Genomic DNA, 25,080 nt, shown 5'->3' with positions numbered 1-25,080 from the left:
GAGGAACGATGGGGCGTTGGCTGCCGGCCCTTCTCGGCCTCGTGCTGCTCACCGCCTGCGGCACCGGCCCCACCCACGCGCTGCCTCCCGCCGACCCCGGCTACACCCCTCCCGTCGACTGCGGCGCCATCACCGGCCCCGCCGGCAAGCGCTCCCTCATCTCACCGGCGCTTCCCGCCGGCACCGCCGCCTGCGCCGAGGCCATCGACGTCCTGCACTCCTACTACCGCGACGCTCCCCGCAAGGCCCAGGGCACCGCCCGCCGCCTCGTCGTCAACGGCTGGACCTGCGAGTCCGACACCGACTCCCACAACGCGCCCCAGGTCGGCTGCGACAAGAACGGCATCGCCTTCCTCACCCAGAACCACTGATCAGGCGATGGCGCGCCAGATCGCGGACCAGTGGGCGACGACGCCGGCGACGTCGGCGTCGAGGCGCTTGTCGCTGCGACGGCGGGAGGGCAACAGGAGTTTTCCGCGCCGTACGTCGAAAATCGCGGGGACGCCGTCGGGGAGGACCTGGTCCATGACGGACCGCATCATGTGCAGCGGGACGGCGGCGGCGTCGGGACGCAGCTCGGGTTCCTTCATGTAGAGCTGGACGGCGAGTTTGGGGCCCTTGGCGGGCCGGAGGCCGAGCTGCGGCGCGACGTCGAAGACGGCGTCGGAGCCGACCCAGGTGCCGGTGCCGACGGGCACGAGACTGCCGGCGAAACCCTCGTGCCAGCGCAGGAAACCCTTCTGCAGCTCGACGAAGTGCGCGTGCTTGGCGGAATCCTCGACCTTGGCGACGGCCAGTTCCAGCGCGGCCTCGGGCGACGGATCGGCCAGGGCCCGGCGGATGGCCGCGACCATCGGCCCGTAGTACGCCCACGGCTGCCGTCCCTCGTCGAGGTACATCCGCCGTTGGTCGGACACGATCCTGGTCTGCGAGCCGGGCAGGCAGTTGGCGAAGTCCACCACAACACCGAGTTTTGGATGACGCACCGACGACACCGTCCTCTCCCCTGGACTACCTCCAAATTTTACCTCATCCAGGCTCATTGTTCGATCGCCTGTTCGACGCAGTGCGATGGGTCACAGGACCCGCTGCGGCGGCGGCGCGGGGCTACGATCCGCTGGGTGGCAGACGTGTACGTCATCAGGCACGGGGAAACCGAGTGGTCGCTGACCGGCCAGCACACCGGTCGCACGGACGTCCCGCTCACGGCCCACGGCGAGCAACAGGCCCGAAAGGCCGGCGCCGTACTGGCCGAACTGCGCGGCACCACCGTCCCCCCAAGACTCGTCCTCGCCAGCCCGCGCACGCGCGCCGGCCGCACGGCGCAGCTGGCCGGCCTGGCGGTGGACGAGGTGACCGAGGACCTGGCCGAGTGGGACTACGGCGACTACGAGGGCCTGACCACGGAACAGATCCGCGAGTCCGCGCCGGACTGGACGGTGTGGACGCACGAGATCCCGGGCGGCGAGACGGCCAAGGAGGTCGGCGACCGCGCGGACGCGGTGCTGGCCCGGGCCCGCAAGGAGCTGGACCGCGGCGACGTGGTGCTGATCGGCCACGGCCACTTCAGCCGCGTGCTGGTGGTCCGCTGGCTGGGCCTGGACCCGGCCGCCGGCGTGCGAATCGGGTTGGACCCGGCGGGCATCTCGGTGTTGGGTGACGAGCGAGGCCAGGCGCAGATCCGCCGCCTGAACGTGCCACCGCTGGGGGAGATCTGATGATCCGCGGCGTCCGCGAGTCCGATGTCGACGCGGTCGTGCGGCTCGTGCACGACCTGGCCGAGTACGAGCGGGCGCCGCAGGAATGCCATCTGACGGCCGAGCAGCTGCACGCCGCCCTGTTCGGCCCCTCGCCCGCCCTGTACGGCCACGTGGCCGAGGTGGACGGCGAGGTCGTCGGAATGTCCTTGTGGTTCCTCAGCTTCTCCACCTGGACCGGCACGCACGGCATCTACCTCGAGGACCTGTACGTGCGCCCGGAGCACCGCGGCAGCGGCCTCGGCCGGGCACTGTTCCTGGCGCTGGCCAAGGAATGCGCCGACCGCGGCCTCGGTCGGTTCGAGTGGTCGGTGCTGGACTGGAACCAGCCGGCGATCGAGTTCTACGAGGCGATGGGCGCGGCCAGGGTCACCGACTGGTACCGCTACCGCCTGGCCGACGAGCCGCTGGCCAAGGCCGCGGCCCGCGCCGAGGGCTAGAAGCACGGGTCCGGGTCGGCGAACGGGGCACGCCACGTTCGCCACCAGCGCGACGACCGACGCCGGCAGCCCCGAGGGTGGCGACCGGACCGAACGCGCGTCTCAGCCGGCCTGGTCCTCCTTGAGCCCCATCGCCCACTCCCGCGAGGAGGCGAGGAAGAGCAGCAGGACGAGCACCGCGAGGCAGTAGGCGGTGAACAGGACGTCCACCAGGATCGAGTCGATGGGGTCGAATCCCCACCAGATGCCGCCCAGCACCAGCAGCTGCAGGAACACCGCGCCGTTGCGGGCGCCACGGACACCGCGCCACAGCAGCACGCCGGGCGCCAGGAACGCGGCGGCGATCACCAGGTAGACGCCGGCCTCACCGAACGCGACGAGGGCGGGGGCGCCGCCGGACAGGCCGAGCACCAGGGTGATCACCGCGACCACGAGCGCGGCGGCGCCCTGGACGGCGACCAGCGCGCCGGCGGCGCGAACGGGTCCGGGAGCGGCGATTTCGCGTGACAACGGACACCTTCCTCGACCTGCTACCAGCGCACATCACGATCCGTGCGCAGACCCGATCGTAGGCCACCCGGACGGCCGGTCCCGCGGCGCCGACGCAGGGGGGAGGATTCGGGTGTTGTCGTCGAGCAGACGGGTCGTCTGGGTGCACTCGCTGGCAACGCGAAGGAACCGGAGCGTCGGGTACGGAAGGAGACCTCCCTCACTTTCGATGAGCCACAGCCACCCGTACGGGGATGGACGGCCGGTCGTTGGTCACGGTCTGTCCTACTCTGCTGGGGTGCGTGCCCTTCTCGTGGTCAACCCACAGGCGACGGCGACCTCCGCCGCCGGCCGGGACGTGCTGGCCCACGCGCTGGCCAGCGACGTGCAGCTGGAGATCGTGGAGACCAGCTACCGAGGGCACGCGGCCGACGCCGCCGCGCGCGCGGTGGCCGACGGGATCGACCTGGTGGTCGCCCACGGTGGTGACGGCACCGTCAACGAGGTGGTCAACGGCCTGCTGGCGAAGTGTCCGGACCCGGTGGACACGCCCGCGCTGGGCGTGGTGCCCGGCGGCTCGGCGAACGTGTTCGCCCGGGCGCTGGGACTGCCGAGGGACCCGGTGGAGGCGACCCACCGGCTGCTGGTGGCGATCGAGTCGGGCAGCCGCCGCCAGGTCGGGCTGGGCCTGGTCGAGCCGGCCGACAGCGACAGCCGCTGGTTCACGTTCAACGCCGGCCTGGGCTGGGACGCCGATGTGGTGGCCGAGGTCGAGCGCCGCCGCGACAAGACCGCCAGCCCGCTGCTGTACGCGTCGATCGCGCTGGCCAACTACGTCAAGCAGATGCTCACGGCCACGGACCTGCTGGTCGAGCTGCCGGACGGCACCCGGGAGAAGACCCGGCTGGCCTTCGTCTCCAACACCGATCCGTGGACCTATCTGGGCGCCAAGCCCATCCACATGAATCCGGACTGCTCGTTCGACGGCGGCCTGGGCCTGTTCGCGCTGCGCAGCCTGGCCCCGCCGACCATCGCGCGCACGCTGTCGCAGATCCTGCTGCCGCTGGGACCACCCTCCGGGGGGAATTTGCTGCGGCTCGACGATGTTGACGAGGTCAGGGTGACCGCCGAGCGGCCGGTGCGGCTTCAGGTGGACGGCGACGACCTGGGTGAACACCGTCAGGTAAAGTTCACGTCAGTGCCGAAGGCGCTGCGGGTCGCGGTCTGAGAGCCCCAGGCTTCGCGCTGCGTTCGTGACCGGAGCGTAATATGCTGGTTGCGAAGCTGTGGCTTCCGGCATCATGGCTGGTCACGGACCGGAACCAGGGGTCGAGCACGCCGATCTATCGGGTGAGTTCTCTCACCGAGTCGGAGCCGACCTCTTGACATCCCCGAAGTTCGTGAAAGCATTCACAAGCACCCCGACGACCGCTGACGACAACAGCGCGCTCGTAGCGCGCTTAGCGAGGAGCTAGAGAAATGGACTGGCGCCACCGCGCGGCCTGCCGTGACGAGGACCCCGAGCTGTTCTTCCCCGTTGGGAACAGCGGTCCGGCGTTGCTGCAGATCGCCGAGGCGAAGACCGTCTGCCGCCGCTGCCCGGTGGTGTCCGGTTGCCTGTCGTGGGCACTGGAGAGCGGGCAGGACGCCGGCGTGTGGGGCGGGATGAGCGAGGACGAGAGGCGTGCGCTGAAGCGTCGCAACGCTCGTACCCGCGCTCGTAGCAACGCCTGACGAGAGCATTTCTTTTTCAATTTCTCATCGCGCAAGGGGCCTGGAACCTTCCCCCGAGGTTCCGGGCCCCTTGTACGTTTTCACGATTAAACTCATCGACTACGCCGCAGTGCCGGATCAGCCACGGTGCACGACCTAGCGGCTGCGCCGCGGTGCTGGATCTAGCGGCTGCGCCGCAGGGGCACCCGCAGCACCGCCTCGGTTCCCCGCTGGTCGCGCCGGCGCAGCGACAGCGAGCCGCGCAACTCCGACTCCACCAGCGTGCGCACGATCTGCAGGCCCAGCCGCTCGGTGCGCTCCAGGGAGAAGCCGGGCGGCAGGCCCCTGCCCTCGTCGGACACCACGACGTCCAGGTACTTGGCGGACCGCTCGGCGCGCACCACGACCTCGCCGGAGTCGCCGGCCGGATAGGCGTGCTCCAGAGCGTTCTGCACGAGCTCGGTGAGCACCATGACCAGCGGCGTCGCCAGTTCCGCCGACACCACGCCGAGCTTGCCCTCCTTGCGGACGGCAATGCCGGTCTCCGCGGTCGCCACGTCCGACAGCATCGGGAACACCTGGTCCAGCACGTCGTCCAGGTTGGCCCGCTCGTCCACCGACATCGACAGCGTCTCGTGCACGAGCGCGATCGAGGTCACCCGGCGCACCGACTCCTGGAGCACGTCCCGGGCCTCGGCGTTGTTCGTACGCCGGGCCTGCAGCCGCAGCAGCGCCGCGACGGTTTGCAGGTTGTTCTTCACGCGGTGGTGGATCTCGCGGATCGTGGCGTCCTTGGACAGCAGCGCCCGGTCCCGGCGCTTCACCTCCGTGACGTCGCGAACCAGCACCAGCGCGCCGGCTGCCTTGCCCAGCGGCCGCAGCGGCAGCGCCCGGAACAGCACGGCCGCGCCGCGACGGGACTCCGCCTCGATGCGCATGCTCGGGTTGCCGTCCAGCGCGGTCCGGATCCGCTGCGCGACCTCCGTCGCGTCGAACGGATCGGCCACCAGCGACCTGGTCAGCGGGGCCAGGTGCACGCCGACCAGGTCGGCGGCGTGGCCCATCCGGTGGTACGCCGACAGCGCGTTGGGGCTGGCGAACACCACCGCGCCGGAGCTGTCGATGCGGATCAGCCCGTCGCCGACGCGGGGGCTGGTGTGCACGTCCGCGGACGGCTCGATGGCCGGGAAGGTGCCGTCCGAGATCATCTGGCACAGGTCGGCGGCGCTGCCGAGGTAGGCGATCTCCAGCGGACTCGGCACCCGCGGCACCGCCAGGTTGGTGTCCCGGGACAGCACCGCGATCGTGTCGCCGTTGAAGCGGACCGGGATGGTCTCCCGACGGACCGGCACGCCCAGGTGCCAGCGCGGGTCCTCCTCGCGGCAGATCCGGCCCTCGACCAGGGCGCGGCGCAGCTGCGGGTGGTCGTCCGCGGTGACGGTGCTGCCCACCATGTCGTCGGGGTGGGCGGTCGGCCCCGTCGTCGGCCTGGCCTGCGCTACGCAGAGGAACTTGCCGTCCGGGTCCTGGGCGTCGTCCAGCGGCACCCACAGGACGAAGTCGGCGAAGGCCAGGTCCGACAGCAGTTGCCACTCGGCGGCCACCATCTGCAGGTGGTCGACGGCGGCGCCGGGCAGGCCGGTGTGCTCGGCGAGCAGGTCGGTGAGTGTGGACACGGCACCGACGCTAGTCGGTCGGGTTACTCGACGACGGCGATGAGGTCGCCTTCCTGCACGACGTCACCCTCAGCGACCGCGACCTTGGTCACCCGGCCGGCGTGGTGGGCGACCGCGGGGATCTCCATCTTCATCGACTCCAGGATGACGATCTCCGCCCCGTCCGCGACGGCGTCGCCCTCCTTGGCCACGACCTTGCTCACGTTGGCCACCATCTCGGCCCGGATCTCCTCGGTCATGCCCGACCCCTCTCGACGCCGCTCCCCGCTATGGAACCACGGATTCGGGAGCGCGCTCGGGACGTGCGACAATCGGGGGACAGACGTCTGGCCGAAGATTCAGGAGACAGCTATGTCCAAGCGTGCCCGCAAGCGCCGCGACCGCAAGAAGGGCGGCGCCAACCACGGGAAGCGGCCCAACGCCTGAGACCCGTGCGTGAGCGCGACAAAAGGCCCCGGTGACCTGCGGTCACCGGGGCCTTCGCACGTTCTGCTGGAGTTACTGCTCGGCCTTGGCCTGCGTCCGCTCGAGCACCTTCTCCTTGATGCACGCCCGCAGCCGCTCCTTGAACTCGGCCGAGGCGTGGTCGCCACCGCACTTGCGGGCCAGCAGGATCTTCAGGTGCTCCTCGATGCCGTACTGCTCCAGGCACGGGCTGCACTCGTCGAGGTGCTGGCGCAGGATCTCGCGCTGCTTCTGGTCGCACTCGTTGTCCAGGAACGCCCAGACCTCGGAGAGCACCTCGCGGCAGCCGGCCTTGTTGGCGTGCGATTCGTCGGCGCTCACGACCCGGTCACCTCCCGCTCGCGGGAGGAGCGCAGGAAGCCACGGTCCCGGGCGACGTCGGTGAGCAGGTCCTTGAGCTGGCGGCGGCCGCGATGCAGGCGGGACATCACGGTCCCGATCGGGGTGCCCATGATCTCGGCGATCTCCTTGTACGCGAAGCCCTCGACGTCGGCGAGGTAGACCGCGATGCGGAACTCCTCGGGCAGCTGCTGCAACGCCTGCTTGACGTCGTCGTCGGGGAGCCGGTCCATCGCCTCCACCTCGGCCGAGCGCAGGCCCGAGGAGGTGTGGCTCTCCGCGGCCGCGATCTGCCAGTCGGTGATCTCGTCGGCGGAGGTCTGGATCGGCTGTCGCTGCTTGCGTCGATAGCCGTTGATGTAGGTGTTCGTCAGGATGCGGTACAGCCAGGCCTTGAGGTTCGTCCCGCTGGTGAAGGACTCGAAGGCGCTGTAAGCCTTCAAGTAGGTCTCCTGCACCAGGTCCTCGGCGTCCGCGGGGTTGCGGGTCATCCGCAACGCGGCCGAGTACAGCTGGTCGAGCAGCGGCATGGCGTCGCGCTCGAAGCGCGCGGCCCGCTGCTCGGCAGTCTCCTGCTCGACGGTGTTGTTGTCGTTGACCTGGGCGGAGCTACCCGGCACCTGGCTCCCTCCCCGCCGGCGGGCGAGCCGGGCGGACGCTGTCGACGCTCCCCTGGTGGGAAGCGTGTCGTTCGCCCCTGAGGATACGCGTCGGGCCGAGGACCGGCCGAGCACAGCGCTTGAAGTAGCCACGTGGGGTTCAACACGACCGCCCCCGTGCGCATTCCGGGGTGAGAGCCGGGTCATAGGGTCTGTTCCCATGGCGGGACAGGGAACCCCGGCGACCGCGCTGCTGGCCAAGCGCAAGGTGCCGTACACGCTGCACAGCTACGACCACGACCCCCGGCACGAGTCGTACGGCCTGGAGGCCGCCGAGGCCCTCGGCATCGAGGCCGCCCGGGTGTTCAAGACCCTCGTCGCCGAGGTCGACGGCAAGCTGGCCGTCGGCGTCGTCCCCGTCACCGGTCAGCTGGACCTGAAGGCGCTGGCCGCCGCCCTGAAGGGCAAGAAGGCCCGCATGGCCGAGGTCGCCGCCGCCGAGCGGGCCACCGGCTACGTCGCCGGCGGCATCTCGCCGCTGGGCCAGAAGAAGCGCCTGCCCGTCGTGATCGACGCCTCGGCTCAGGGTTTCGACACGGTCTTCTGCTCCGCCGGCCGGCGGGGCCTGGAGGTCGAGCTGACTCCCGCCGCCCTGGCCGAGCTCACCGGCGCCGTCGTCGCTCCGATCGCCGGCTGAAGCTCCCGAATTCTCCTCAGACGTCGAGGGTGTGGAGAACCCGGTTCAGCCACTCGGTCACGGCCTTGGTCACGCCATTGACGTCGGCTTTCAGGGAATGGTCGCCGGTCAGCGTGACGACCTCGCGGCGGTGCGCCGGCTCCGGCATGCCGAAGGGGTCCCGAGAGCCCTGCACGACGAGGGTCGGCACCTCGACTCCGTCGAGCTCGGGCATCCGGGTCTTGTCGGGCTTGCCCGGCGGATGCACGGGAAAGGCCAGGCACAGGACGGCAACCGCCTGTCCGTCGGCGCTGGTACGGCAGGCGACGCGGGCCCCGCTGGAACGGCCGCCGAACACCAGGGGCAGCCCCTCGAACCACCGCTCCCCGAGGTCCTCGACGACGGCGAGCCAAGCGGCGTCGAGTTGCTTGGCCGGTGCGGGGGCGCGCCGGCCGGCGACGCGGTAGGGCTGCTCGACCAACGCCACATGCACGCCGGCGGCGGTGGCGGCGCGAGTGGCGGCGACGAGGTCGGGGGCCTCGATGCCACCGCCGGCGCCGTGCCCGAGCAGCAGCGCGGCCCGGCTCTCGGCGGCGCAGTGCAACTCGGCCCGGGCGGGGCCGAAGGGCGTCTCGACCTGGGTCCTGGTCACGAGAACAGGTCCAGCTCGACGGGCTCGGGCTCGGCCCGAGCCAGCAACTCGGGGCCGTTGTTGCGAATGCTGTTCACGGCGGTCGACACGGGCCGCAGCTCGAACCGCGACACGATCTCCTCCGACGGCCGAAGCAGGTCGGCCACGTCGTCGCTGCCCTTGTCGGGGGCGAGCCACTGCTCGAACGACGACCGCGGCAGCACGAGGGGCATCCGCTCGTGGATCTCGGCCAACGGCCCGAACGCGTCGGTGGTCAACACGGCACACGTCACCAGCCACGGCGACTCGGGCTGGTCGGGGTCCCGCCACGCCGTCCACAACCCGGCCATGGCCAGGCTGGAATCATCCGGATTGGTGACGTAGTACGGCTCCTTGGCGCCGCCGTCGCGCTTCCACTCGAACCAGCCGTCGGCCGGCAGGATGCAGCGCCGCCGGGCCATCGAGTCCCGGTAGGCCGGCTTCACGGCGGCCGTCTCGGAGCGGGCGTTGATCATCTTGACGCCCACGTTCCGGTCCTGGGACCAGGTCGGGACCAGCCCCCAGCGCATCACCCGGATGGTGCGCTCGACGCTGTCCGGGTCGGGCCGCCCCTCCTCGTCACGGGGATGGCGCGCCACGATGGCCAGCACGGGCTTGGTCGGCGCGACGTTGTAGTCCGCGCCGGGCCGCTCCGTCCCGGTCGCGTCCAGCGCGTCGAACTCGACGGCCAGCTGCGCCGGGTCCTTCGCGGAGGCATACCTGCCGCACACCCCTGACCACCTCCGAATTCCATCGTCGCACGTCACGGCCCCCAAGGGGGAACACGAGCGGCCGAGTAGGGAATCATCACCCCCATGACGCAGCCGTGGCCCACCCCGTCCGTCACCGAGCCCGTGCGCGCGACCGTGCCCGTGCCCGGTTCCAAGTCGATCACCAATCGTGCCCTGTTGCTCGCCGCCCTCGCCGACGGCCCCTCCACCGTGCACCTGCCGCTGCGCAGCCGGGACACCCAGCTGATGGCCGCGGCGCTGCGCTCGCTGGGCGTGCGCATCGCCGACGGGAACCAGGGGTCGTGGGAGGTCACGCCGGGTCCGCTGCGCGGCGACGCCGACCTGGACTGCGGCCTCGCCGGCACCGTCATGCGCTTCATGCCGCCGGCCGCGGCGCTGGCCGACGGCGACGTCCGCTTCGACGGTGACGAGCAGGCCCGCGTCCGCCCGATGAACACCGTGCTGGACGCGCTGCGCTCGCTCGGGGCGTCGATCGACGGCGACTCGCTGCCGTTCACGCTGCACGGCACGGGCTCGGTGCGCGGCGGCAGCGTCACCATCGACGCGTCCGGCTCCTCGCAGTTCGTCTCGGCGCTGCTGCTGTCCGGCGCCCGCTACGAGCAGGGCGTCACCGTGCTGCACGACGGCAAGCCGGTGCCGTCGCTGCCGCACATCGAGATGACCATCGAGATGCTGCGGGCGGTCGGCGTCGAGGTGGACGACAGCGAGCCGAACCGGTGGCGGGTCGCGCCGGGAGCCATCGCGGCCAGGGACTGGCGGATCGAGCCTGACCTGTCCAACGCGGCCGCCTTCCTCGCCGCCGGGGCCGTCACGGGCGGCGCGATCACCATCCCGGACTGGCCGCTGGCCACCACGCAGCCCGGCGACGCCATGCGCGACATCCTGGCGCAGATGGGTTGCGACGTGTCGCTGTCGGACAACGGCCTGACCGTCAAGGGCCCGGAGCGCCTCAACGGCATCGAGATCGACCTGCACGACTTCTCGGAGCTGACGCCGACCGTCGCGGCCATGGCCGTGCTGGCCGACAGCCCCACGCACATCAGCGGCGTCGCGCACATCCGCGGCCACGAGACGGACCGCCTCGCCGCGCTGACCACGGAGATCCGCGGCATCGGCGGCGACGCCGACGAGACCGACGACGGCCTGATCATCCGGCCGTCGCAGCCGACCGGCGGCCTCTGGCACGCCTACGCCGACCACCGGATGGCCACCGCCGGCGCGATCATCGGCCTGAAGGTGCCCGGCGTCTCGGTCGACGACATCAACACCACCACCAAGACCATCCCGGACTTCCCCGGCATGTGGGCGGCCATGCTCCAGCTGGCGGAGCGGGTGTGAGCCGCGGCGACTGGCGTCGGCTCGACGAGTCCGACGTCAAGGTCCGGCCGGGCAAGGGCTCCCGCCCCCGCAGCAAGAAGCGGCCGGACCACGCCGACGCCGAGACGGCGATGGTGGTCGGCGTCGACCGCGGCCGCTGGACGTGCGCGCTGGACGGCGACCCGGAGCGCAAGGTGATCGCCATGCGGGCCCGGGAGATGGGCCGCACCTCGGTCGTCATCGGCGACGAGGTGGACCTGGTCGGCGACGTGTCCGGGGCGCCGGACACTCTCGCGCGGATCGTGCGCCGCCAGGCCCGCAGCAGCGTGCTGCGGCGCACCGCCGACGACACCGACCCGTACGAGCGGGTGGTGGTCGCCAACGCCGAGCAGCTGATCATCGTGTCCGCGCTGGCCGACCCGCCGCCGCGCACCGGCTTCATCGACCGCTGCCTGGTCGCCGCGTACGCGGGCGGCCTGACGCCGGTGCTGTGCCTGACCAAGTCCGACCTCGCGCCGCCGGACGAGATCCTGGCCGTGTACGCCGAGCTGGACCTGCCGGTGGTCGTCACCCGATCGGACCGCGAACCCAACACCCTCGCCGAACGTCTTGACGGTCGGGTGTCCGCGCTGATCGGCCACTCCGGCGTCGGCAAGTCCACGCTGGTGAACAAGCTCGTGCCGGCGGCGGAGCGGGCCACCGGCGAGGTCAGCGGCATCGGCAAGGGCCGGCACACCTCGACCTCGGCGGTGGCGTTCCCGCTGCCGGCCGGCGGCTGGGTGGTGGACACCCCCGGCATCCGGTCGTTCGGCCTGGCGCACATCACGCCGGACGACATCGTGGCGGCGTTCCCCGGCATGGCCGAGGCCGCCGAGGAGTGCCCGTCCGGCTGCGGGCACCTCGGGCCACCCGAGGATCCGGACTGCATGCTGGACACGGTGGTCGCCGAGGGGCTGGCGACCGAGGGCAGGCTGCGCTCGCTGCGTAGGCTGCTGGCCTCGCGGGCGGGGCTGGCCGAGGAGTAGTGGTGGAAGACGAGAAGCTGGCGAAGGTGCTGGTGGCCGTGCGGGACAGTTCCCGCTACCAAAGCGTCGCCGACGACACCGTGCGCCGCATCGCCACGGCCTCGCTGGCCGCGGCGCGCGGCGACGTCAACGACGCCGTGAAGCGCACCAAACGCGGGCTGCACGAGATCTTCGGCGCGTACCTGCCGAGCACGCCCCGGTACGACAAGATGCTCGGCCTGCTGCGCGACGCCCAGGACCGCGACCAGGTCCGGGACGCCCTGTCGCGGACGATGTCCTCGCACGCGTCCACCAAGGAGCGCCTGCCCATCCTGGAGGAGTTCTACGGGGCCATCTTCGAGCGGCTGCCGGCTCCGCCGCGGGTGATCGCCGACCTCGCGTGCGGCATGAACCCGCTGACCGTGGAGTGGATGCCGGTCGGCGAGGACGTGCTGTACCGCGCGTCGGACATCGACAGCCGGCTGATGGCGTTCCTGGACGAGGCGCTGTCCGTGCTGGGCGTGTCGCACGAGGTCGCCGTGCACGACCTGCTGACCGGCCCCGATCCCCAGCCCGCCGACGTGACGCTGCTGCTCAAGGCCGTGCCGTGCATCGAGACGCAGCAGAAGCAGCTGGGCTGGAGCCTGATCGACGCCATCAACTCGCCGGTGGTCGTAGTCAGCTTCCCGACGAAGTCGCTCGGGCAGCGGTCCAAGGGCATGTACCGGACGTACTCCAACGGCTTCACGGCGCACGCCGAGGGCCGGCCGTGGCAGGTCGAGGAACTCGAGTTCGGCAACGAACTGGTCTACGTGGTTCAGAAGTGAGCGTGGTCGCCAGGGCTGCCGTCGCCGCGGTCGCGGTGCTCGGACTCGCAGCGTGCACGTCGAGCGTCGCCGGTACCGGCTCGTCCGATCCAACGGTTGTCCCACCCGCGCAAGCCACGCTGGCAGACCTGTCCAAAGCCGTGACCGCGAAGCTGACCGGCAGCGGTTCCGCGAAGTTCACGGTCGACTCCACGACCGAACTGCTCGACGCGCACACCGTCACCTCGGTGACCGGCGCGTTCCGCCGCGACGACCAGGGTCTGTGGATGACGGCGACGATGACCGTGAAGTCCCCGGACACCACCACGCTGTCGTTCGTGCTGACGCCGAGCGCCGTCTACGTGCGGCCGCCCGCCGACCAGAAGCTGCCGGCCGACAAGCCGTGGGTGCGGGCCACCGAGAACGGCACGGACGCGTTCTCCCAGGAGTTCGCGCCGCTGTTCGCGTCGTTGAAGCAGGCGACGCTGTCTCCGCTGGCGATGCCGCTGGATCCCGCGACCACCACCATCGTCGGCTCCGACCTGCAGCCGGTCGGGCTGACGCCGGCGCGGCACTACGCCTTGAAGACGGACCTGACGGCCGTGGCCAAGTCCCTGCCCGACGGGCCGTTGAAGGACACGACGCTGCTGGAGGCCAAGCTCGGCGCCATGGTCGACGAGCTGTGGGTCGGCAACGGCAACGTGCCGCTGCGGTCCGAGTCCAAGCTCGACGTGCCCGCCACGAAAGGCACGCTGACCGTCAGCCGCACCTACACCGCCTGGGGCCAACCGGTCGACGTCCCGGTACCCCCCGACAGCCAACTCTCACCCCCGCCAGCGGGCGGCTGACCCCCTTCCCAAGTTCGGAACGGACCATTCCTCAACTCGGAGTTGAGGAATGGTCCGTTCCGAACTTCCGGACTTGACGTTTCACGCCATGTGCGGGTAGGTGTGGTTCGTCGGGGGCACGAGCGTCTCCTTGACCGAGCGGGGACTCGTCCATCGGATCAGGTTCAGGATCGACCCGGCCTTGTCGTTGGTGCCCGAGGACCGGCTGCCGCCGAACGGCTGCTGCCCGACCACGGCGCCCGTCGGCTTGTCGTTGACGTAGAAGTTGCCGGCGGAGAACCGCAGCGCCCGGTGCGCCTGCTCGATGGCGGCGCGGTCGGTGGCGAACACCGCGCCGGTCAGCGCGTACGGGGTGGAGGTGTCCACCACGTCGAGGATCGAGGCGTAGTGGCTGTCCTCGTAGACGTGCACGGACAGGATCGGCCCGAAGAACTCGGTGGTGAACACGTCGTGCCGCGGGTCCTCACCGACCAGCACGGTCGGCTGCACGAAGTAGCCGACGCGGTCGTCGGCCACGCCGCCGACGAGGATGTCGACGAGCCGCTCGTTGCGCACCCGTTCGAACAATTCGCTGTGCTTGCCGAACGCCCGCGAGTCGATGACGGCCCCGCCGAAGTGCGAGAAGTCGGTGACGTCGCCGAAGCTGAGGCTCCGCGTCACGTCGGCGAGCTGGTCGCGCACGCCGCCGTCCCACAGCGACCGGGCGATGTAGGCGCGTGACGCCGCCGAGCACTTCTGACCCTGGTACTCGAACGCACCCCGGACCAGCGCCGTCACCAGCGCATCCGGCTCGGCGGACGGGTGCGCGACGACGAAGTCCTTGCCGCCGGTCTCGCCGACGATCCGCGGGTACGACCAGTAGTGGTCGAGGTTGTCGGCCATGGTCCGCCACAGCCGCTTGAACGTCGCGGTGGAGCCGGTGAAGTGCAGCCCGGCGAAGTCCCGGTCGGCCAACGCGACCTCGCTGACGGCGGCGCCGTCGCCGGTGACCATGTTGACCACCCCCGGCGGCAGGCCGGCCGCTTCCAGCAGCTGCATGGTGAAGTGCGCCGCCAGCTGCTGCGTCGGCGACGGCTTCCACACCACCGTGTTGCCCATCAGCGCCGGCGACAGCGGCAGGTTCCCGGCGATGGCGGTGAAGTTGAACGGCGTGATCGCGACGACGAAACCGTCCAGCGGCCGGTGGTCGAACCGGTTCCAGACACCGGGGCTGGACTGCGGCTGTTCGGCGATCAGCTGCCGCGCGAAGTACGCGTTGAACCGCAAGAAGTCGATCAGCTCGCAGGCCGAGTCGATCTCCGCCTGCTGCACGGACTTCGACTGGCCGAGGATCGTCGCCGCGTTGAGCGTGTCCCGCCACGGCCCGGCGAGCAGGTCGGCGGCGCGCAGCAGCACCGCCGCACGCTCGTCGAACGGCAGCTCGCGCCAGGCCGGCGCGGCGTCCTTGGCCGCCTGCACCGCGTCGGCGACGTCGTCCTTGTTCGCCTGCGCCGACACGCCCAGCACGTGGGCGTGATCGTGCGGCTGCACCACGTCGATCGGCTCGCCGCCGGCCATCCGCCGGCGGCCCCCGATCGTCATGGTCAGTTCGTGCTTGGCGCCTTCCAGGTCCGCGATGCGTCGCTGCAGCGACTCGCGTTCGGCGCTGCCGGGGGCGTAGGAGCGAACCGGCTCGTTGTACGGCTGAGGTACCGAGGTGACCGCGTCCATGCCCCCATCACATCAGCTCCAGCAGGAATGGCAACTCCTGTGGCGCGTACCAGGCAAGGGCATGGTCCTCGGCGCTGCCGACGGTGAACTCCGCGTCCGGGTCGCCGAGATCGGCTGCGTCCACCACCGCCGACGCGGCCCGCACGGCGGGCTCGGCCTCCGAGGTGTCCACGTGCACGGAGGCGATCGCCTTCATCGACACCGTGCCGGGCACTTTGACCACCGAGTAGTCCAGATCCGGCCGCAGCTTCACGTCGTCGACGTCCGCGGCGATCACCGCGCGCCGGGGCAGCGCCTCCGGGTTCTCCGACAGCTCCGCGGCCAGCAGCCGCAGCGAGGCGCGGGCCGCGTCCAGCATCGCGATGTACTCCATGTCCTCGGTGTCGCCCGAGGCGTAGGACTCGCGCAGCGCCGGGGTCAGCGCGAAGGCGGTGCCGCCGACCGGCCGGAACTCCTCGTCGGACACCAGCTGGTGCAGCATGCCGAGCGTGGCGGGCAGGAACACCCTCATGACGTGGCCACCGTTCCCACGAGTTCTTCCAACGACTCCTCGACCATCCCGGCCACGACGTCCACATCGGACATCGCGTCCCGGTCCGCGTTCAGTCCGAAGTAGACACCCCCGTCGTAGGAGGTGACCCCGATGGACAGCGCCTGGTTCTTGGCCAGCGGGACGATCGGGAACATCTCGATCATCTTCGCACCGGCCGCGTACAGCGGGACCTGCGGGCCCGGCACGTTCGTCACCACCACGTTGAAGATGCGGCGGGAGAACGAGCTCGCCGCCCGCGCGCCTAACGCGTGCAGCGTCGGCGGCGTGATGCCGCCGACCCGGACCAGCGTGTCCGCGGCCACCGACTGACCGGACTCCTTGTGCGCGCGCATGGCGTGGCTGATGTGGTGCAGCCGCACCACCGGGTTCGACTCACCCACCGGCAGGTCGACCAGGTACGCCTGCACCTTGCTGCCGACGCCGTTCTCCGACTCGGTGTCGCGCACCGACAGCGGCACCAGCGCGCGGATCGTCGCGTACGAGTTGACGGCCTCGCCGCGCGACAGCAGCCAATTCCTGAGGGCACCCGACACCGTCGCCAGCACCGCGTCGTTGACCGTGCCGCCGTGCGCCTTGCGGACGGCCCGGAAGTCGTCCAGCTTGGTGCGCGCCGTGGCGAAGCGGCGCTGGTGTGAGATCCGGACGTTCAGCGGGCTGCCCGGCGCCGGGCGGGCGGCGGCCTTCGCCGCCGACACGATGCCCGTGACCGCCTCAGCGACCTTCTGCACCGTGGCCGCCGCGTCCAGCGCCGCCGAGCGGGCGTTCTCCACCAGCTCGCCGGGCCGCTGCACCATCTCGGCGACGGCGTCGAAGACGAGCTGCGTGATGCCCGGCGCGGGCTGCGGCATCCACAGGCTCTCCGCCGGCGGCCGCGGCGTCGGCGACACGTCCAGGATCACCTGGCCCAGCTCGACCGCGCCGATGCCGTCGACCATCGCGTGGTGGGTCTTGGTGATCACCGCGATCCGGTTCCGCTCCAGGCCCTCGACCAGGTACGTCTCCCACAGCGGGCGGCTGTGGTCCAGCGGCCGGGACATCAGCCGCGCCGCCAGGTCGTTGAGCTGCTCGTCGCTGCCCGGCTTGGGCAGCGCGGAGCGGCGCACGTGGTACGTGACGTCGAAGTCGGGGTCGTCGGCCCAGACCGGGCGGGCCAGCCGGCCCGGCACCTGGACCACCTTCTGCCGGTAGCGGGGGACCAACGACAGGCGCTGCTCGATCAGCGCGACCAGGCCGTCGTAGTCGAAGCCGGTCCGGGGCTTGCGGAAGACCGCGATCCCGCCGACGTGCATCGGGGTCGTCTGGTCTTCCAGGTACAGGAACGACGCGTCCAGCGCCGAGAGACGGTCCGGCATGGTGCCGATCCTGGCACATCCGTACCGCTGTGCCATCCTGCTTGGCGTGCGTGAGGCCCCCGGTGTCGACAATGTGTCCCCCAAGGATCGATTCGTCACGGTCTACGGGCGCAAACCGGTGCTGGAGGCCCTGGCCGACGACGGGCTGTCCGTCGACAAGGTCGTGCTCGCCGACAGCGCCCGCGGGCCCGCCGCGCGGGAGATCCTCGACGCCGCCCGGGCCCGTGGCGTGCAGGTCCAGCGGGCTTCCGCGCAGCGGGTGAAGGTGCTCGCCGGCAACGGCAAGCAGGACCAGGGCGTGCTGGCCGACGTCGTCGCGCCCCGGATGCGCACCCTCGTTTCCGCCCTGGGGGACCGCCGCCCGCCCGCGTCCGTGCTCCTGCTCGACGGCATCACCACCCCCGCCAACGTCGGCATGATCCTGCGCACCGCCACCGCCGCCGGGCTCGAGGGCATCGTCGTGCCGCGCAAGGGCGTCGCCACCATCGATCCCCTCGTCGTCAAGGCCTCCGCCGGCGTCGCCTTCACCGCCCCCGTGCTGCGCTGCTACACCGCCGACGAGGCCGCCGGGCTGCTGCGGGACGCCGGCTACACCCTCATCGCCATGGACGCCGGTGCTCGCAACACCGTCTTCACCGCCGACTTCCCCGCCAAGGTCGCCTTCGTCCTCGGCAGCGAGACCTCCGGCATCACCGACGGCGTGCGGCCCCTGATCAACCGCTGGGTCTCCATCCCCATGTCCGGCGGCGTCGAGTCCCTCAACGTCGCCAGCGCCGCCGCCGTCCTCTGCTTCGAGCTGGTCAGGCGGTCTCGACCCGGTAGTCGATGATCTTCCCCTCCCTGCACCGGGCCGTCGACCCGTCCTTGTCCGCCGGCGGCCCCCACACCTGCCACTGCCCGTGCTTCCCCTCGCACTGCGCCAGCACCCGGTACACCGGCATCGGGCACACCGCCGTCACGGACTGGCCGTGAGCAGTCGTCGTAAACGTAAAAGCGCAGGCCAGCGCCAGTGCATCCATGCCTTCGGACGCTAGCGCCGCCGCTCGCCCACCGGCCGATCCTTCCCCCGACCGAGCGACAGAGTTATCCACAGGCGCCCCCTTTACAAGATCATCACCACCCCGCCGCTGGTAGACTGGCCCAGGGAACGCCCCCCGGGGAGTGGTGGGCGGCGGCTTCAGTTGGCAATGGCCCCCTGATCATGGTCCTCAGCGGCGGGCGTAGTGGGCGATGATCACGCCCTTGGTAGTGGTGACGCTGCCGGTGAGCTCGAACTCGGTCAGCGGGGCGGCGCCCTCGAACAGGCGGGCGCCGGAGCCGAGGGTCAGCGGGTGGATGAGCAGCGTGTAGGTGTCGATGAGTCCGGCGGCGTGCAGGCTGCGGACCAGCGAGACGCTGCCGTTGATGGAGAGGTCGTTGCCGGGCTGGGCCTTGAGCGAGGCGACGGTCTCGACGGCGTCGCCACGCAGCAGGATGGAGTTCTGCCAGGCGTCGGCATCGGGCAGCGTCCGCGACACGACGTACTTGGTGGCGGCGTTCATGTGCGCGGTGAAGGGGTTGCCGTCGGTCGACCGACTCCATGCGGCGATGAAGTCCTCCCAGGTCCGACGGCCGAACAGCATGTCACCGGACTTGGCCATGCCCCGGCCGAGCTCGCGGCCCATGACCTCGTCGTTGTAGCGAGGCCCCCAGCCGCCGTGGGCGAAGCCGCCGCGGGTGTCCTCGTCGGGCCGGCCCAGGCCCTGAACGACGCCGTCCAGGCTGACGAACATCGTGCTGTTGATCGAACGCACGGTCGTGTTCCTTCCGGGGAGGGCCGCCCGGCGCGGCCCGCTCACCCGTTACACGAACGACCCCCGGCGAAATCGACACCGAGGAGGACGGCGAGTTCGGCCAAGGTGGACGGGATCGAGGTGTGGTGCACGCCGACCAGGCCGGCGGCGACGGCGCCGCGGACGTTGACGGCGAGGTCGTCGACGAAGACGCACTCCCCCGGCTCCAGCCCGAGACGTTCGACGGCCAGCCGGTAGATGGCCGCGTCCGGCTTGGCCACGCCGACGTCGCCGGAGAACACGAGCACCTGGAAAAGGCGGTCCAGCCACGGAATCGGCTCGCCGGGACCGTCCGCGTTGGACAGCAGCGCGGTGCGGATGCCGGCCTCGCGGGCGGCCAGCACGGCGCCGATCAGCGGCGGCTCGCCGACGCCGTCGGGCCCGCGGTCGGTGAGCACGCCGCCGAAGTCGACGATCAGGCCTTTCATCACCCGATCAGGTTAAGCATGTCCGCAGCCGGCCCGCTCGCTGCTCTGTTCGGCATGGGGGAGCGAGAAGACGGGGGCGACATTGGGTCAGCCATGGCGGATGACCACGATCGAGGAACCGATCGTCGTGCGGGCACTGCCCGGATACGAACCGAAGACGAGCCCGCTGCGGGCGCAGAGGATCACCCGGCGACGGCTGCGGCTGGTTGAGGACCTGCCGCCGCAGCCACCGGCGGCGGACGAGGTGCCGGCGGCGCTGGTCGACCGGATCCGCCACCTGGTCAACCAGGTGCTGGAGGCGATCGACGGCCGCCGCCCGGTCGGCCAGCTCCGGCCGCACTTCACGCCGACGGCGTACTCCGCGATCCAGACGAGATCACGCGGCCGGGCCACGCCGAACCGCAGCCGGCTGCGGCGCCTGCACGCCCGACAGCCGACGGCCGGCGTCGTCGAGGCGTGCGGACTGGCCGAGATCGACGCGCGGCCGCGGGCCATCGCCGCCCGCTTCGAGGTACGGGAAGCGTTGCGCTGCAGTGTGTTCCGCGTGCTGTGACGGAAAACGGGGCGTGCCCGAAGGGCACGCCCCGTTCCCTGACCAAGGCTCAGCGACGCGGGCGCTTGCGGTCCTGCTTGGACTGGTTGCGCGCGGCGGCGCGGCGCTCCCGCCGGGTGCCACCGGCGTCGCCGTTCGCGGCGGACTTGTCCTCACGCGAGTTCGCCTCGCCGGACTCGTTCGGGCCGCTGTAGGACAGCCGCTGCTGCTCGTGCTGGTCGAGGCCCTTGCCCCGCAGCGCGGGCGGCACCTGGGTGCCGGGCGCGGGCTGCGGCGGGGCCGGCGGCGCGGCCACCGCTCCCTGCTGCTGGTTGACGGCGATCTGCGGCACGTCGGCCGCGGCGACCTGCACCGGCTCCGGCTCGGCCGCCTCGACCTGCAGGTTGAACAGGAAGCCGACGGACTCCTCCTTGAGGCCCTCCAGCATCCCGTTGAACATGTCGAAGCCCTCGCGCTGGTACTCGACCAGCGGGTCGCGCTGCGCCATGGCCCGCAGGCCGATGCCCTCCTTGAGGTAGTCCATCTCGTAGAGGTGCTCGCGCCACTTGCGGTCCAGCACCGACAGCACGACACGGCGCTCCAGCTCACGCATGGCGCCCTCGCCGACCTTGCCGTCGATCTCGGCCTCGCGCGCCGCGTACGCGGCCCGGGCGTCCTCGAGCACGGCCTCCAGCAGCCGCTCGGCGGTGAGGTCCTCGGACTCGTCCGCGGTCAGCTCGTCCCAGTCCAGCGAGACGGGGTACAGCGTCTTGAGCGCGGTCCACAGCTTCTCGTGGTCCCAGTCCTCGGCGTAGCCGCCCTCGGTGGCGCCGTTGACGTACGCGGTGACCACGTCGGTGATCATGTCCTGCACGTTGTCGTGCAGGTCCTCGCCCTCGAGCACGCGGCGACGCTCGGCGTAGATCACCTTGCGCTGCTGGTTCATCACCTCGTCGTACTTGAGCACGTTCTTGCGGATCTCGAAGTTCTGCTGCTCGACCTGGGTCTGCGCGCTGCGGATGGCCCGGGTCACCATCTTGTGCTCGATCGGCACGTCGTCGGGCACCCGCAGCCGGGTCATCACGAGCTCGACCATCGAGGCGTTGAACCGCCGCATCAACTCGTCGCCCAGCGACAGGTAGAACCGGGACTCGCCCGGGTCGCCCTGACGGCCGGAGCGGCCGCGCAGCTGGTTGTCGATGCGCCGCGACTCGTGCCGCTCGGTGCCCAGCACGTACAGGCCGCCGAGCTCGCGCACCTCGTCCGCCTCGGCCTTGACCTGCGCCTTGGCTTCCTCGAGCGCGGCCGGGTAGGCGGCGCGCCACTCGTCCAGCGTCTCGTCCGGGTCGAGGCCGCGGGCCCGCAGCTCCTCCTCGGCGATCGACTCGGGGTTGCCGCCGAGCATGATGTCGGTGCCTCGACCGGCCATGTTGGTGGCGACGGTGACCGCGCCCTTGTGGCCGGCCTGCGCGACGAACAGCGCTTCCTTGGCGTGGTTCTTCGCGTTCAGCACGTTGTGCGGGATGCCCCGCTTGACCAGCAGCTTCGACAGGTACTCGGACCGCTCGACGCTGGTGGTGCCGATCAGCACCGGCTGGCCCTTCTGGTGCCGCTCGGCGATGTCGTCGGCGACCGCCTCGAACTTGGCCTCCTCGGTCTTGTAGACCAGGTCGGGCATGTCGCGACGGATCATCGGCTTGTTCGTCGGGATCGGCACCACGCCGATCTTGTACGTCTGGTGGAACTCGGCCGCCTCGGTCTCGGCGGTGCCGGTCATGCCGCCGAGCTTGTCGTAGAGGCGGAAGAAGTTCTGCAGCGTGATCGTGGCCAGCGTCTGGTTCTCGGCCTTGATCTCGACGCCTTCCTTGGCCTCGATCGCCTGGTGCATGCCCTCGTTGTAGCGGCGGCCGGACAGCACGCGGCCGGTGAACTCGTCGACGATCAGCACCTCGCCGTCGCGGACGATGTAGTCCTTGTCGCGCTTGTACAGCTCCTTGGCCTTGAGCGCGTTGTTCAGGTAGCCGACCAGCGGGCTGTTCGCGGCCTCGTACAGGTTGTCGATGCCGAGCTGGTCCTCGATGAACTGGACGCCGGCCTCGGTGACACCCACGGTGCGCTTGCGCTCGTCGACCTCGTAGTGGGTCTCGTTGCGCATCAGCGGTGCCATCCGGGCGAACTCCTGGTACCAACGCGAGGACTGGTCGGCCGGTCCGGAGATGATCAGCGGCGTGCGGGCCTCGTCGATCAGAATCGAGTCCACCTCGTCGACGATGGCGTAGTTGTGGCCGCGCTGGACGCACTCGTCCAGGCTCCACGCCATGTTGTCGCGCAGGTAGTCGAAGCCGAACTCGTTGTTGGTGCCGTAGGTGATGTCCGCGGCGTAGGCGACCCGGCGCTGCTCGGGCGTCATGTCCGCGATGATCACGCCGACGGTCAGGCCGAGGAAGCGGTGGATCCGGCCCATCCAGTCCGCGTCGCGCTTGGCCAGGTAGTCGTTGGTGGTGATGACGTGAACGCCGTCGCCGGAGATGGCGTTGAGGTAGGCCGGCAGCACACAGGTCAGCGTCTTGCCCTCACCGGTGCGCATCTCGGCGATCTGCCCGAGGTGCAGCGCGGCGCCACCCATCAGCTGGACGTCGTAGTGCCGCTGGCCCAGCACCCGCTTGGCGCCCTCGCGGGCCACCGCGAACGCCTCCGGCAGCAGCTCGTCGAGGGTCTCCCCGTCGGCGTAGCGCTTGCGGAACTCCTCGGTCCTGGCCCTCAACTCGTCGTCTGTCAGGTCGACGACGTCGTCCTCGAGCGAGTTGATGAGCTTCGCGATGTTGCGCAGGCGCTTGAGCATCTTGCCTTCGCCGGCGCGGAGCAGTCGGGACAGGACCATCCGGGGGACCTCGCTCGTCGGGTTCTCGTCACGCGCCCTGGGTGCGGACGCCCTTTTCCGTCATCGTAGGCGGCTCGACCGACAAGGGGTAACGGCCGGCCCCCACTACAACGTGGAAGCCGGCCGTCGAGGTTCCCGTGCGCGTCAGCCCAGCCTGATCACGCCGTAGTCGAATCCCTTCCTGCGGTAGACGACGCTCGCACACTGCTTGTCGGCATCATGGAAGAGGTAGAAGTCGTGTCCGACCAGTTCCATCTCGTAGAGGGCCTGGTCGACGGTCATCGGCTTGGCGGGGTGCTCCTTCTCGCGGACGACCTGTCCGGGGAGCGATTCGTCGACGGCGTCTTCGTCCCAGCGCTGAGCAGGCACCTCGGCCATGCCCGGGTCGTAGGCGGGAGCCATCTCCAGCACGGCCGTCGCGGCCGTCCGGGCGCCGTCTTCCAAGGGGGAAGCCAGGGCGCCGATAGCGCCAGTGGCCTCGGCGACCGACGCGGGACTGCGACGGCCGTAGTGCACGCGGCGACGATCATGCATCTTGCGCAGCCGGTTCTCCAGCTTCGTCACCGCGCAGTCGAGCGCTCCGTAGAAGTCGCCGGCGCATGCCTCGGCACGCACCACGGGGCCCCGCCCCTTGGCTGTGATCTCGACCCGCTGGCAGTTCTTGGACTGGCGGCGGTTGGGCTCGTGGAACAGTTCCACGTCGAATCGGATGACCTTCTTGTCGTAGCGCTCAAGACGGGCCAGCTTGTCGGCCACGTGCACCCGGTAGTGATCGGGCACCTCGACGTTGCGGCCCTTCACGACGATGTCCATACACGACCTCCCTCGCTGCTGCGAGAACATCAATGCTGGGGATGGTGTTCAGCGCCGGGTGGTGACCGAGGCGGCTCAGATGCCGCTGCTCGCCGGCGCCAGGGTCATGGGCTGTTCGCCTCCTCCCCGCGGGCCGGGATTGCTGATAGCGGAGCACGTTAGCCCCGGATTCGCCGTTGCGACAGACCCCGTTGCAGGGGAGTTCAAGCCACCACGTTCCGTGACCGAACATGTCGTGGGCGCGCGCCGATGGCGCCCCCACCGCACGGGGCGCACCGAACGGGTGGAGCCCGCTTCACTCCGACGGCGCAGGACCCCGGTCGGCCGCGGTCGCCTTGGCACTGCGGCGAACGGGCTGAGCAAGGGCCTCATATCGGAGCAACGTGCCAGTCCAGCTCGGGGTTCCCGGTCACGTGTGCGAGTTGCCGCCACCGCATCGGGTCGCCCCGATGGTGGTAGTGGCGATGCGCGGCCACCGGACGGCCCCGATCTTGGCCGGACCGGCCGGAACCGGGGACGGTGATCGAGACCCTCGGACCAAGTTCACCCGTGTGGGTGGTATCTCTCGGTCATCCGCCCCGAAGGCCGTGGCCAAAAACTCGACATTCGCTTCACGTCCACCCCCAGGTGACGGTGTGAGGTTCCCTCACTCATGCGAAAACTCTTCAGGTTCGGGGCGATACCCGAACTCGCGAGTAATAAACACGGGCGGCCGAGACTGTCAGGTTCGAGGTGCATGGTGGACGCATGACGACGAAACTGCTCGATCTTGTCCTGCCGGTCCGGTGTGTCGGTTGCCGAACGAATGGTCGGTTGTGGTGCGAGACCTGCGAGGGTGAATTCGGAGGCCCGATTCCGGTGCGTCGGGCCGCGCTCGCGGACGGGCCTTTGGCCTACGCCCTCGCCGCCTATCGCGGCGCGGCCAGGGACGCGGTCCTGGCGTACAAGGAGCGCGGCAGACGCGAGCTGGCCGAGCCGCTGGGGGTGGCAGTGGCCAAGGCGCTGCCGTGGGTGCCCGAGGCGCGGCCGGATCCGGACGGTGTGTGGTGGCTGGTGCCGGCCCCGTCACGCCGGCGGTCGTCCCGGCTGCGCGGCGGCGAGCACATGACCAACCTGGCCCGCTGGTGCGCGACCGAGCTGGCCGGGGCCGGTCACGGCGTCGCGGTGGCCCCGATGCTGGAGCTGGCCCGCTCGGTCACCGACTCGGTCGGACTGGACCCGGCGGCCCGAGCCGCCAACCTGGCCGGACGGGTGCGGATCCGGTCGCGGGCGTCGCCGCCCAGCGGCACCCCGGTCGTGCTGCTCGACGACGTCATCACCACCGGCGCGACGGCCGCCGCGTGCCATGAGGTGCTCAAGGCGGCCGGGTTGGAGGTGACCGCCGTCCTGGCCCTGACCAGCACCAACTGACCGATGCGACCACACCCC

Annotated in this window: 30 protein-coding genes; 15 read left to right on the top strand and 15 right to left on the bottom strand. The window is 70.7% G+C overall.

Going from position 1 to position 25,080, the window contains the following annotated elements; translation table 11 throughout:
* The first annotated feature begins 8 nt into the window (after positions 1-8).
* Positions 9-371, top strand: a complete 363-nt coding sequence (locus BJ998_RS23920) for a hypothetical protein (RefSeq protein ID WP_184865010.1) — start codon at positions 9-11, stop codon at positions 369-371.
* On the opposite strand, the gene BJ998_RS23915 is transcribed toward BJ998_RS23920, so the two are convergent.
* A complete protein-coding gene (locus BJ998_RS23915) occupies positions 372-995 on the bottom strand; it encodes a hypothetical protein (RefSeq protein WP_184869231.1) in 624 nt (207 codons plus the stop codon).
* Positions 996-1,121: 126 nt separating this feature from the next.
* Here BJ998_RS23915 and BJ998_RS23910 point away from each other — a divergent pair, with 126 nt between their 5' ends.
* Both BJ998_RS23910 and BJ998_RS23905 read left to right on the top strand, forming a co-directional pair.
* Positions 1,122-1,718 (top strand): acid phosphatase, encoded by a 597-nt coding sequence (locus BJ998_RS23910; protein WP_376775897.1) that lies wholly within the window; start codon positions 1,122-1,124, stop codon positions 1,716-1,718.
* Positions 1,718-2,197: a GNAT family N-acetyltransferase gene (locus tag BJ998_RS23905; RefSeq protein ID WP_184865006.1), complete on the top strand. Its 480-nt coding sequence runs from the start codon at positions 1,718-1,720 to the stop codon at positions 2,195-2,197. Before BJ998_RS23910 ends, BJ998_RS23905 begins: the two co-directional genes overlap by 1 nt.
* Before the next feature lie 102 nt (positions 2,198-2,299).
* Here the strand turns inward: BJ998_RS23905 and BJ998_RS23900 are convergent, their stop codons facing one another.
* Positions 2,300-2,707, bottom strand: a complete 408-nt coding sequence (locus BJ998_RS23900) for a hypothetical protein (protein WP_184865004.1) — start codon at positions 2,705-2,707, stop codon at positions 2,300-2,302.
* Positions 2,708-2,984: 277 nt separating this feature from the next.
* On the opposite strand from BJ998_RS23900, the gene BJ998_RS23895 reads away from it, so the two are divergent.
* Both BJ998_RS23895 and BJ998_RS23890 read left to right on the top strand, forming a co-directional pair.
* Positions 2,985-3,914 carry a diacylglycerol/lipid kinase family protein gene (locus BJ998_RS23895; protein ID WP_184865002.1) on the top strand — a complete coding sequence of 310 codons (930 nt, stop codon included), beginning with the start codon at positions 2,985-2,987 and terminating at the stop codon, positions 3,912-3,914.
* A gap of 251 nt (positions 3,915-4,165) precedes the next feature.
* Positions 4,166-4,420: a WhiB family transcriptional regulator gene (locus BJ998_RS23890; protein ID WP_043722052.1), complete on the top strand. Its 255-nt coding sequence runs from the start codon at positions 4,166-4,168 to the stop codon at positions 4,418-4,420.
* A 161-nt stretch (positions 4,421-4,581) separates the two neighbouring features.
* Here BJ998_RS23890 and BJ998_RS23885 read toward each other — a convergent pair whose 3' ends face one another.
* Together BJ998_RS23885 and BJ998_RS23880 are read right to left on the bottom strand one after the other, a co-directional pair.
* Positions 4,582-6,075 (bottom strand): sensor histidine kinase, encoded by a 1,494-nt coding sequence (locus BJ998_RS23885; protein ID WP_184865000.1) that lies wholly within the window; start codon positions 6,073-6,075, stop codon positions 4,582-4,584.
* 23 nt (positions 6,076-6,098) lie between these two features.
* On the bottom strand, positions 6,099-6,314 hold the full coding sequence (locus BJ998_RS23880) for a biotin/lipoyl-binding carrier protein (protein ID WP_184864998.1): 216 nt from the start codon (positions 6,312-6,314) through the stop codon (positions 6,099-6,101).
* 112 nt (positions 6,315-6,426) lie between these two features.
* Here BJ998_RS23880 and BJ998_RS49595 point away from each other — a divergent pair, with 112 nt between their 5' ends.
* Complete coding sequence (locus BJ998_RS49595) at positions 6,427-6,501, top strand: 50S ribosomal protein bL37 (RefSeq protein ID WP_096498094.1); 75 nt, start codon at positions 6,427-6,429, stop codon at positions 6,499-6,501.
* A 72-nt stretch (positions 6,502-6,573) separates the two neighbouring features.
* Here the strand turns inward: BJ998_RS49595 and rsrA are convergent, their stop codons facing one another.
* Complete coding sequence (gene rsrA, locus BJ998_RS23875; RefSeq protein ID WP_184864996.1) at positions 6,574-6,861, bottom strand: mycothiol system anti-sigma-R factor; 288 nt, start codon at positions 6,859-6,861, stop codon at positions 6,574-6,576.
* Entirely contained in the window at positions 6,858-7,499 is a 642-nt protein-coding gene (locus BJ998_RS23870) for a sigma-70 family RNA polymerase sigma factor (protein ID WP_184864994.1), read from the bottom strand. Before BJ998_RS23870 ends, rsrA begins: the two co-directional genes overlap by 4 nt.
* A gap of 199 nt (positions 7,500-7,698) precedes the next feature.
* Here BJ998_RS23870 and ybaK point away from each other — a divergent pair, with 199 nt between their 5' ends.
* A complete protein-coding gene (gene ybaK / locus BJ998_RS23865; protein ID WP_184864992.1) occupies positions 7,699-8,175 on the top strand; it encodes a Cys-tRNA(Pro) deacylase in 477 nt (158 codons plus the stop codon).
* A 16-nt stretch (positions 8,176-8,191) separates the two neighbouring features.
* Here ybaK and BJ998_RS23860 read toward each other — a convergent pair whose 3' ends face one another.
* Complete coding sequence (locus tag BJ998_RS23860; protein ID WP_184864990.1) at positions 8,192-8,806, bottom strand: alpha/beta hydrolase family protein; 615 nt, start codon at positions 8,804-8,806, stop codon at positions 8,192-8,194.
* Positions 8,803-9,555, bottom strand: a complete 753-nt coding sequence (locus tag BJ998_RS23855; protein WP_184864987.1) for an SOS response-associated peptidase — start codon at positions 9,553-9,555, stop codon at positions 8,803-8,805. Before BJ998_RS23855 ends, BJ998_RS23860 begins: the two co-directional genes overlap by 4 nt.
* A gap of 84 nt (positions 9,556-9,639) precedes the next feature.
* Here BJ998_RS23855 and aroA point away from each other — a divergent pair, with 84 nt between their 5' ends.
* Genes aroA through BJ998_RS23835 form a run of 4 tightly spaced genes read left to right on the top strand, consistent with a single transcriptional unit; the run spans position 9,640 to position 13,551 of the window.
* Complete coding sequence (gene aroA / locus BJ998_RS23850; RefSeq protein ID WP_184864985.1) at positions 9,640-10,914, top strand: 3-phosphoshikimate 1-carboxyvinyltransferase; 1,275 nt, start codon at positions 9,640-9,642, stop codon at positions 10,912-10,914.
* A complete protein-coding gene (gene rsgA, locus BJ998_RS23845) occupies positions 10,911-11,918 on the top strand; it encodes a ribosome small subunit-dependent GTPase A (protein ID WP_184864983.1) in 1,008 nt (335 codons plus the stop codon). The genes aroA and rsgA overlap by 4 nt, the downstream gene beginning before the upstream one ends.
* Positions 11,919-11,920: 2 nt before the next feature.
* Positions 11,921-12,724, top strand: a complete 804-nt coding sequence (locus BJ998_RS23840; RefSeq protein ID WP_312890302.1) for an Rmt family 16S rRNA (guanine(1405)-N(7))-methyltransferase — start codon at positions 11,921-11,923, stop codon at positions 12,722-12,724.
* Entirely contained in the window at positions 12,721-13,551 is an 831-nt protein-coding gene (locus tag BJ998_RS23835; protein ID WP_184864979.1) for an SCO4651 family lipoprotein, read from the top strand. The genes BJ998_RS23840 and BJ998_RS23835 overlap by 4 nt, the downstream gene beginning before the upstream one ends.
* Positions 13,552-13,632: 81 nt before the next feature.
* Here the strand turns inward: BJ998_RS23835 and pruA are convergent, their stop codons facing one another.
* The 3 genes from pruA to BJ998_RS23820 are packed head-to-tail and all read right to left on the bottom strand — an operon-like array spanning position 13,633 to position 17,166.
* The gene (gene pruA / locus BJ998_RS23830; protein ID WP_184864977.1) at positions 13,633-15,261 is read right to left on the bottom strand and encodes an L-glutamate gamma-semialdehyde dehydrogenase; all 1,629 of its coding nucleotides are present in this window, start codon (positions 15,259-15,261) and stop codon (positions 13,633-13,635) included.
* A gap of 7 nt (positions 15,262-15,268) precedes the next feature.
* Positions 15,269-15,772 carry a DUF6912 family protein gene (locus BJ998_RS23825; protein WP_184864975.1) on the bottom strand — a complete coding sequence of 168 codons (504 nt, stop codon included), beginning with the start codon at positions 15,770-15,772 and terminating at the stop codon, positions 15,269-15,271.
* Positions 15,769-17,166: a WS/DGAT/MGAT family O-acyltransferase gene (locus BJ998_RS23820; RefSeq protein ID WP_184864973.1), complete on the bottom strand. Its 1,398-nt coding sequence runs from the start codon at positions 17,164-17,166 to the stop codon at positions 15,769-15,771. The genes BJ998_RS23825 and BJ998_RS23820 overlap by 4 nt, the downstream gene beginning before the upstream one ends.
* Before the next feature lie 46 nt (positions 17,167-17,212).
* Here BJ998_RS23820 and BJ998_RS23815 point away from each other — a divergent pair, with 46 nt between their 5' ends.
* Positions 17,213-17,995 (top strand): TrmH family RNA methyltransferase, encoded by a 783-nt coding sequence (locus BJ998_RS23815; RefSeq protein ID WP_312890301.1) that lies wholly within the window; start codon positions 17,213-17,215, stop codon positions 17,993-17,995.
* On the top strand, positions 17,992-18,138 hold the full coding sequence (locus tag BJ998_RS23810) for a hypothetical protein (RefSeq protein WP_184864969.1): 147 nt from the start codon (positions 17,992-17,994) through the stop codon (positions 18,136-18,138). The genes BJ998_RS23815 and BJ998_RS23810 overlap by 4 nt, the downstream gene beginning before the upstream one ends.
* A 236-nt stretch (positions 18,139-18,374) precedes the next feature.
* Here the strand turns inward: BJ998_RS23810 and BJ998_RS23805 are convergent, their stop codons facing one another.
* Both BJ998_RS23805 and BJ998_RS23800 read right to left on the bottom strand, forming a co-directional pair.
* On the bottom strand, positions 18,375-18,959 hold the full coding sequence (locus tag BJ998_RS23805) for a dihydrofolate reductase family protein (RefSeq protein WP_184864967.1): 585 nt from the start codon (positions 18,957-18,959) through the stop codon (positions 18,375-18,377).
* A 41-nt stretch (positions 18,960-19,000) separates the two neighbouring features.
* The gene (locus BJ998_RS23800) at positions 19,001-19,426 is read right to left on the bottom strand and encodes an HAD-IA family hydrolase (protein WP_184868893.1); all 426 of its coding nucleotides are present in this window, start codon (positions 19,424-19,426) and stop codon (positions 19,001-19,003) included.
* Positions 19,427-19,526: 100 nt separating this feature from the next.
* On the opposite strand from BJ998_RS23800, the gene BJ998_RS23795 reads away from it, so the two are divergent.
* Positions 19,527-19,979, top strand: coding sequence for an Rv3235 family protein (locus BJ998_RS23795; protein WP_184864965.1), 453 nt, complete (start codon positions 19,527-19,529; stop codon positions 19,977-19,979).
* 49 nt (positions 19,980-20,028) lie between these two features.
* Here the strand turns inward: BJ998_RS23795 and secA are convergent, their stop codons facing one another.
* Positions 20,029-22,839 carry a preprotein translocase subunit SecA gene (secA, locus tag BJ998_RS23790; protein WP_184864964.1) on the bottom strand — a complete coding sequence of 937 codons (2,811 nt, stop codon included), beginning with the start codon at positions 22,837-22,839 and terminating at the stop codon, positions 20,029-20,031.
* 144 nt (positions 22,840-22,983) lie between these two features.
* Positions 22,984-23,652: a ribosome hibernation-promoting factor, HPF/YfiA family gene (hpf, locus tag BJ998_RS23785; protein ID WP_184864962.1), complete on the bottom strand. Its 669-nt coding sequence runs from the start codon at positions 23,650-23,652 to the stop codon at positions 22,984-22,986.
* An 858-nt stretch (positions 23,653-24,510) separates the two neighbouring features.
* Between hpf and BJ998_RS23780 the strand changes: the two genes are divergently transcribed.
* A complete protein-coding gene (locus tag BJ998_RS23780) occupies positions 24,511-25,062 on the top strand; it encodes a ComF family protein (RefSeq protein ID WP_312890300.1) in 552 nt (183 codons plus the stop codon).
* Positions 25,063-25,080 lie beyond the last annotated feature (18 nt).

The organism is Kutzneria kofuensis, from assembly GCF_014203355.1.
Classification (GTDB): Bacteria; Actinomycetota; Actinomycetes; order Mycobacteriales; family Pseudonocardiaceae; genus Kutzneria; species Kutzneria kofuensis.
This window is presented reverse-complemented; position numbering and strand designations above follow the sequence as displayed.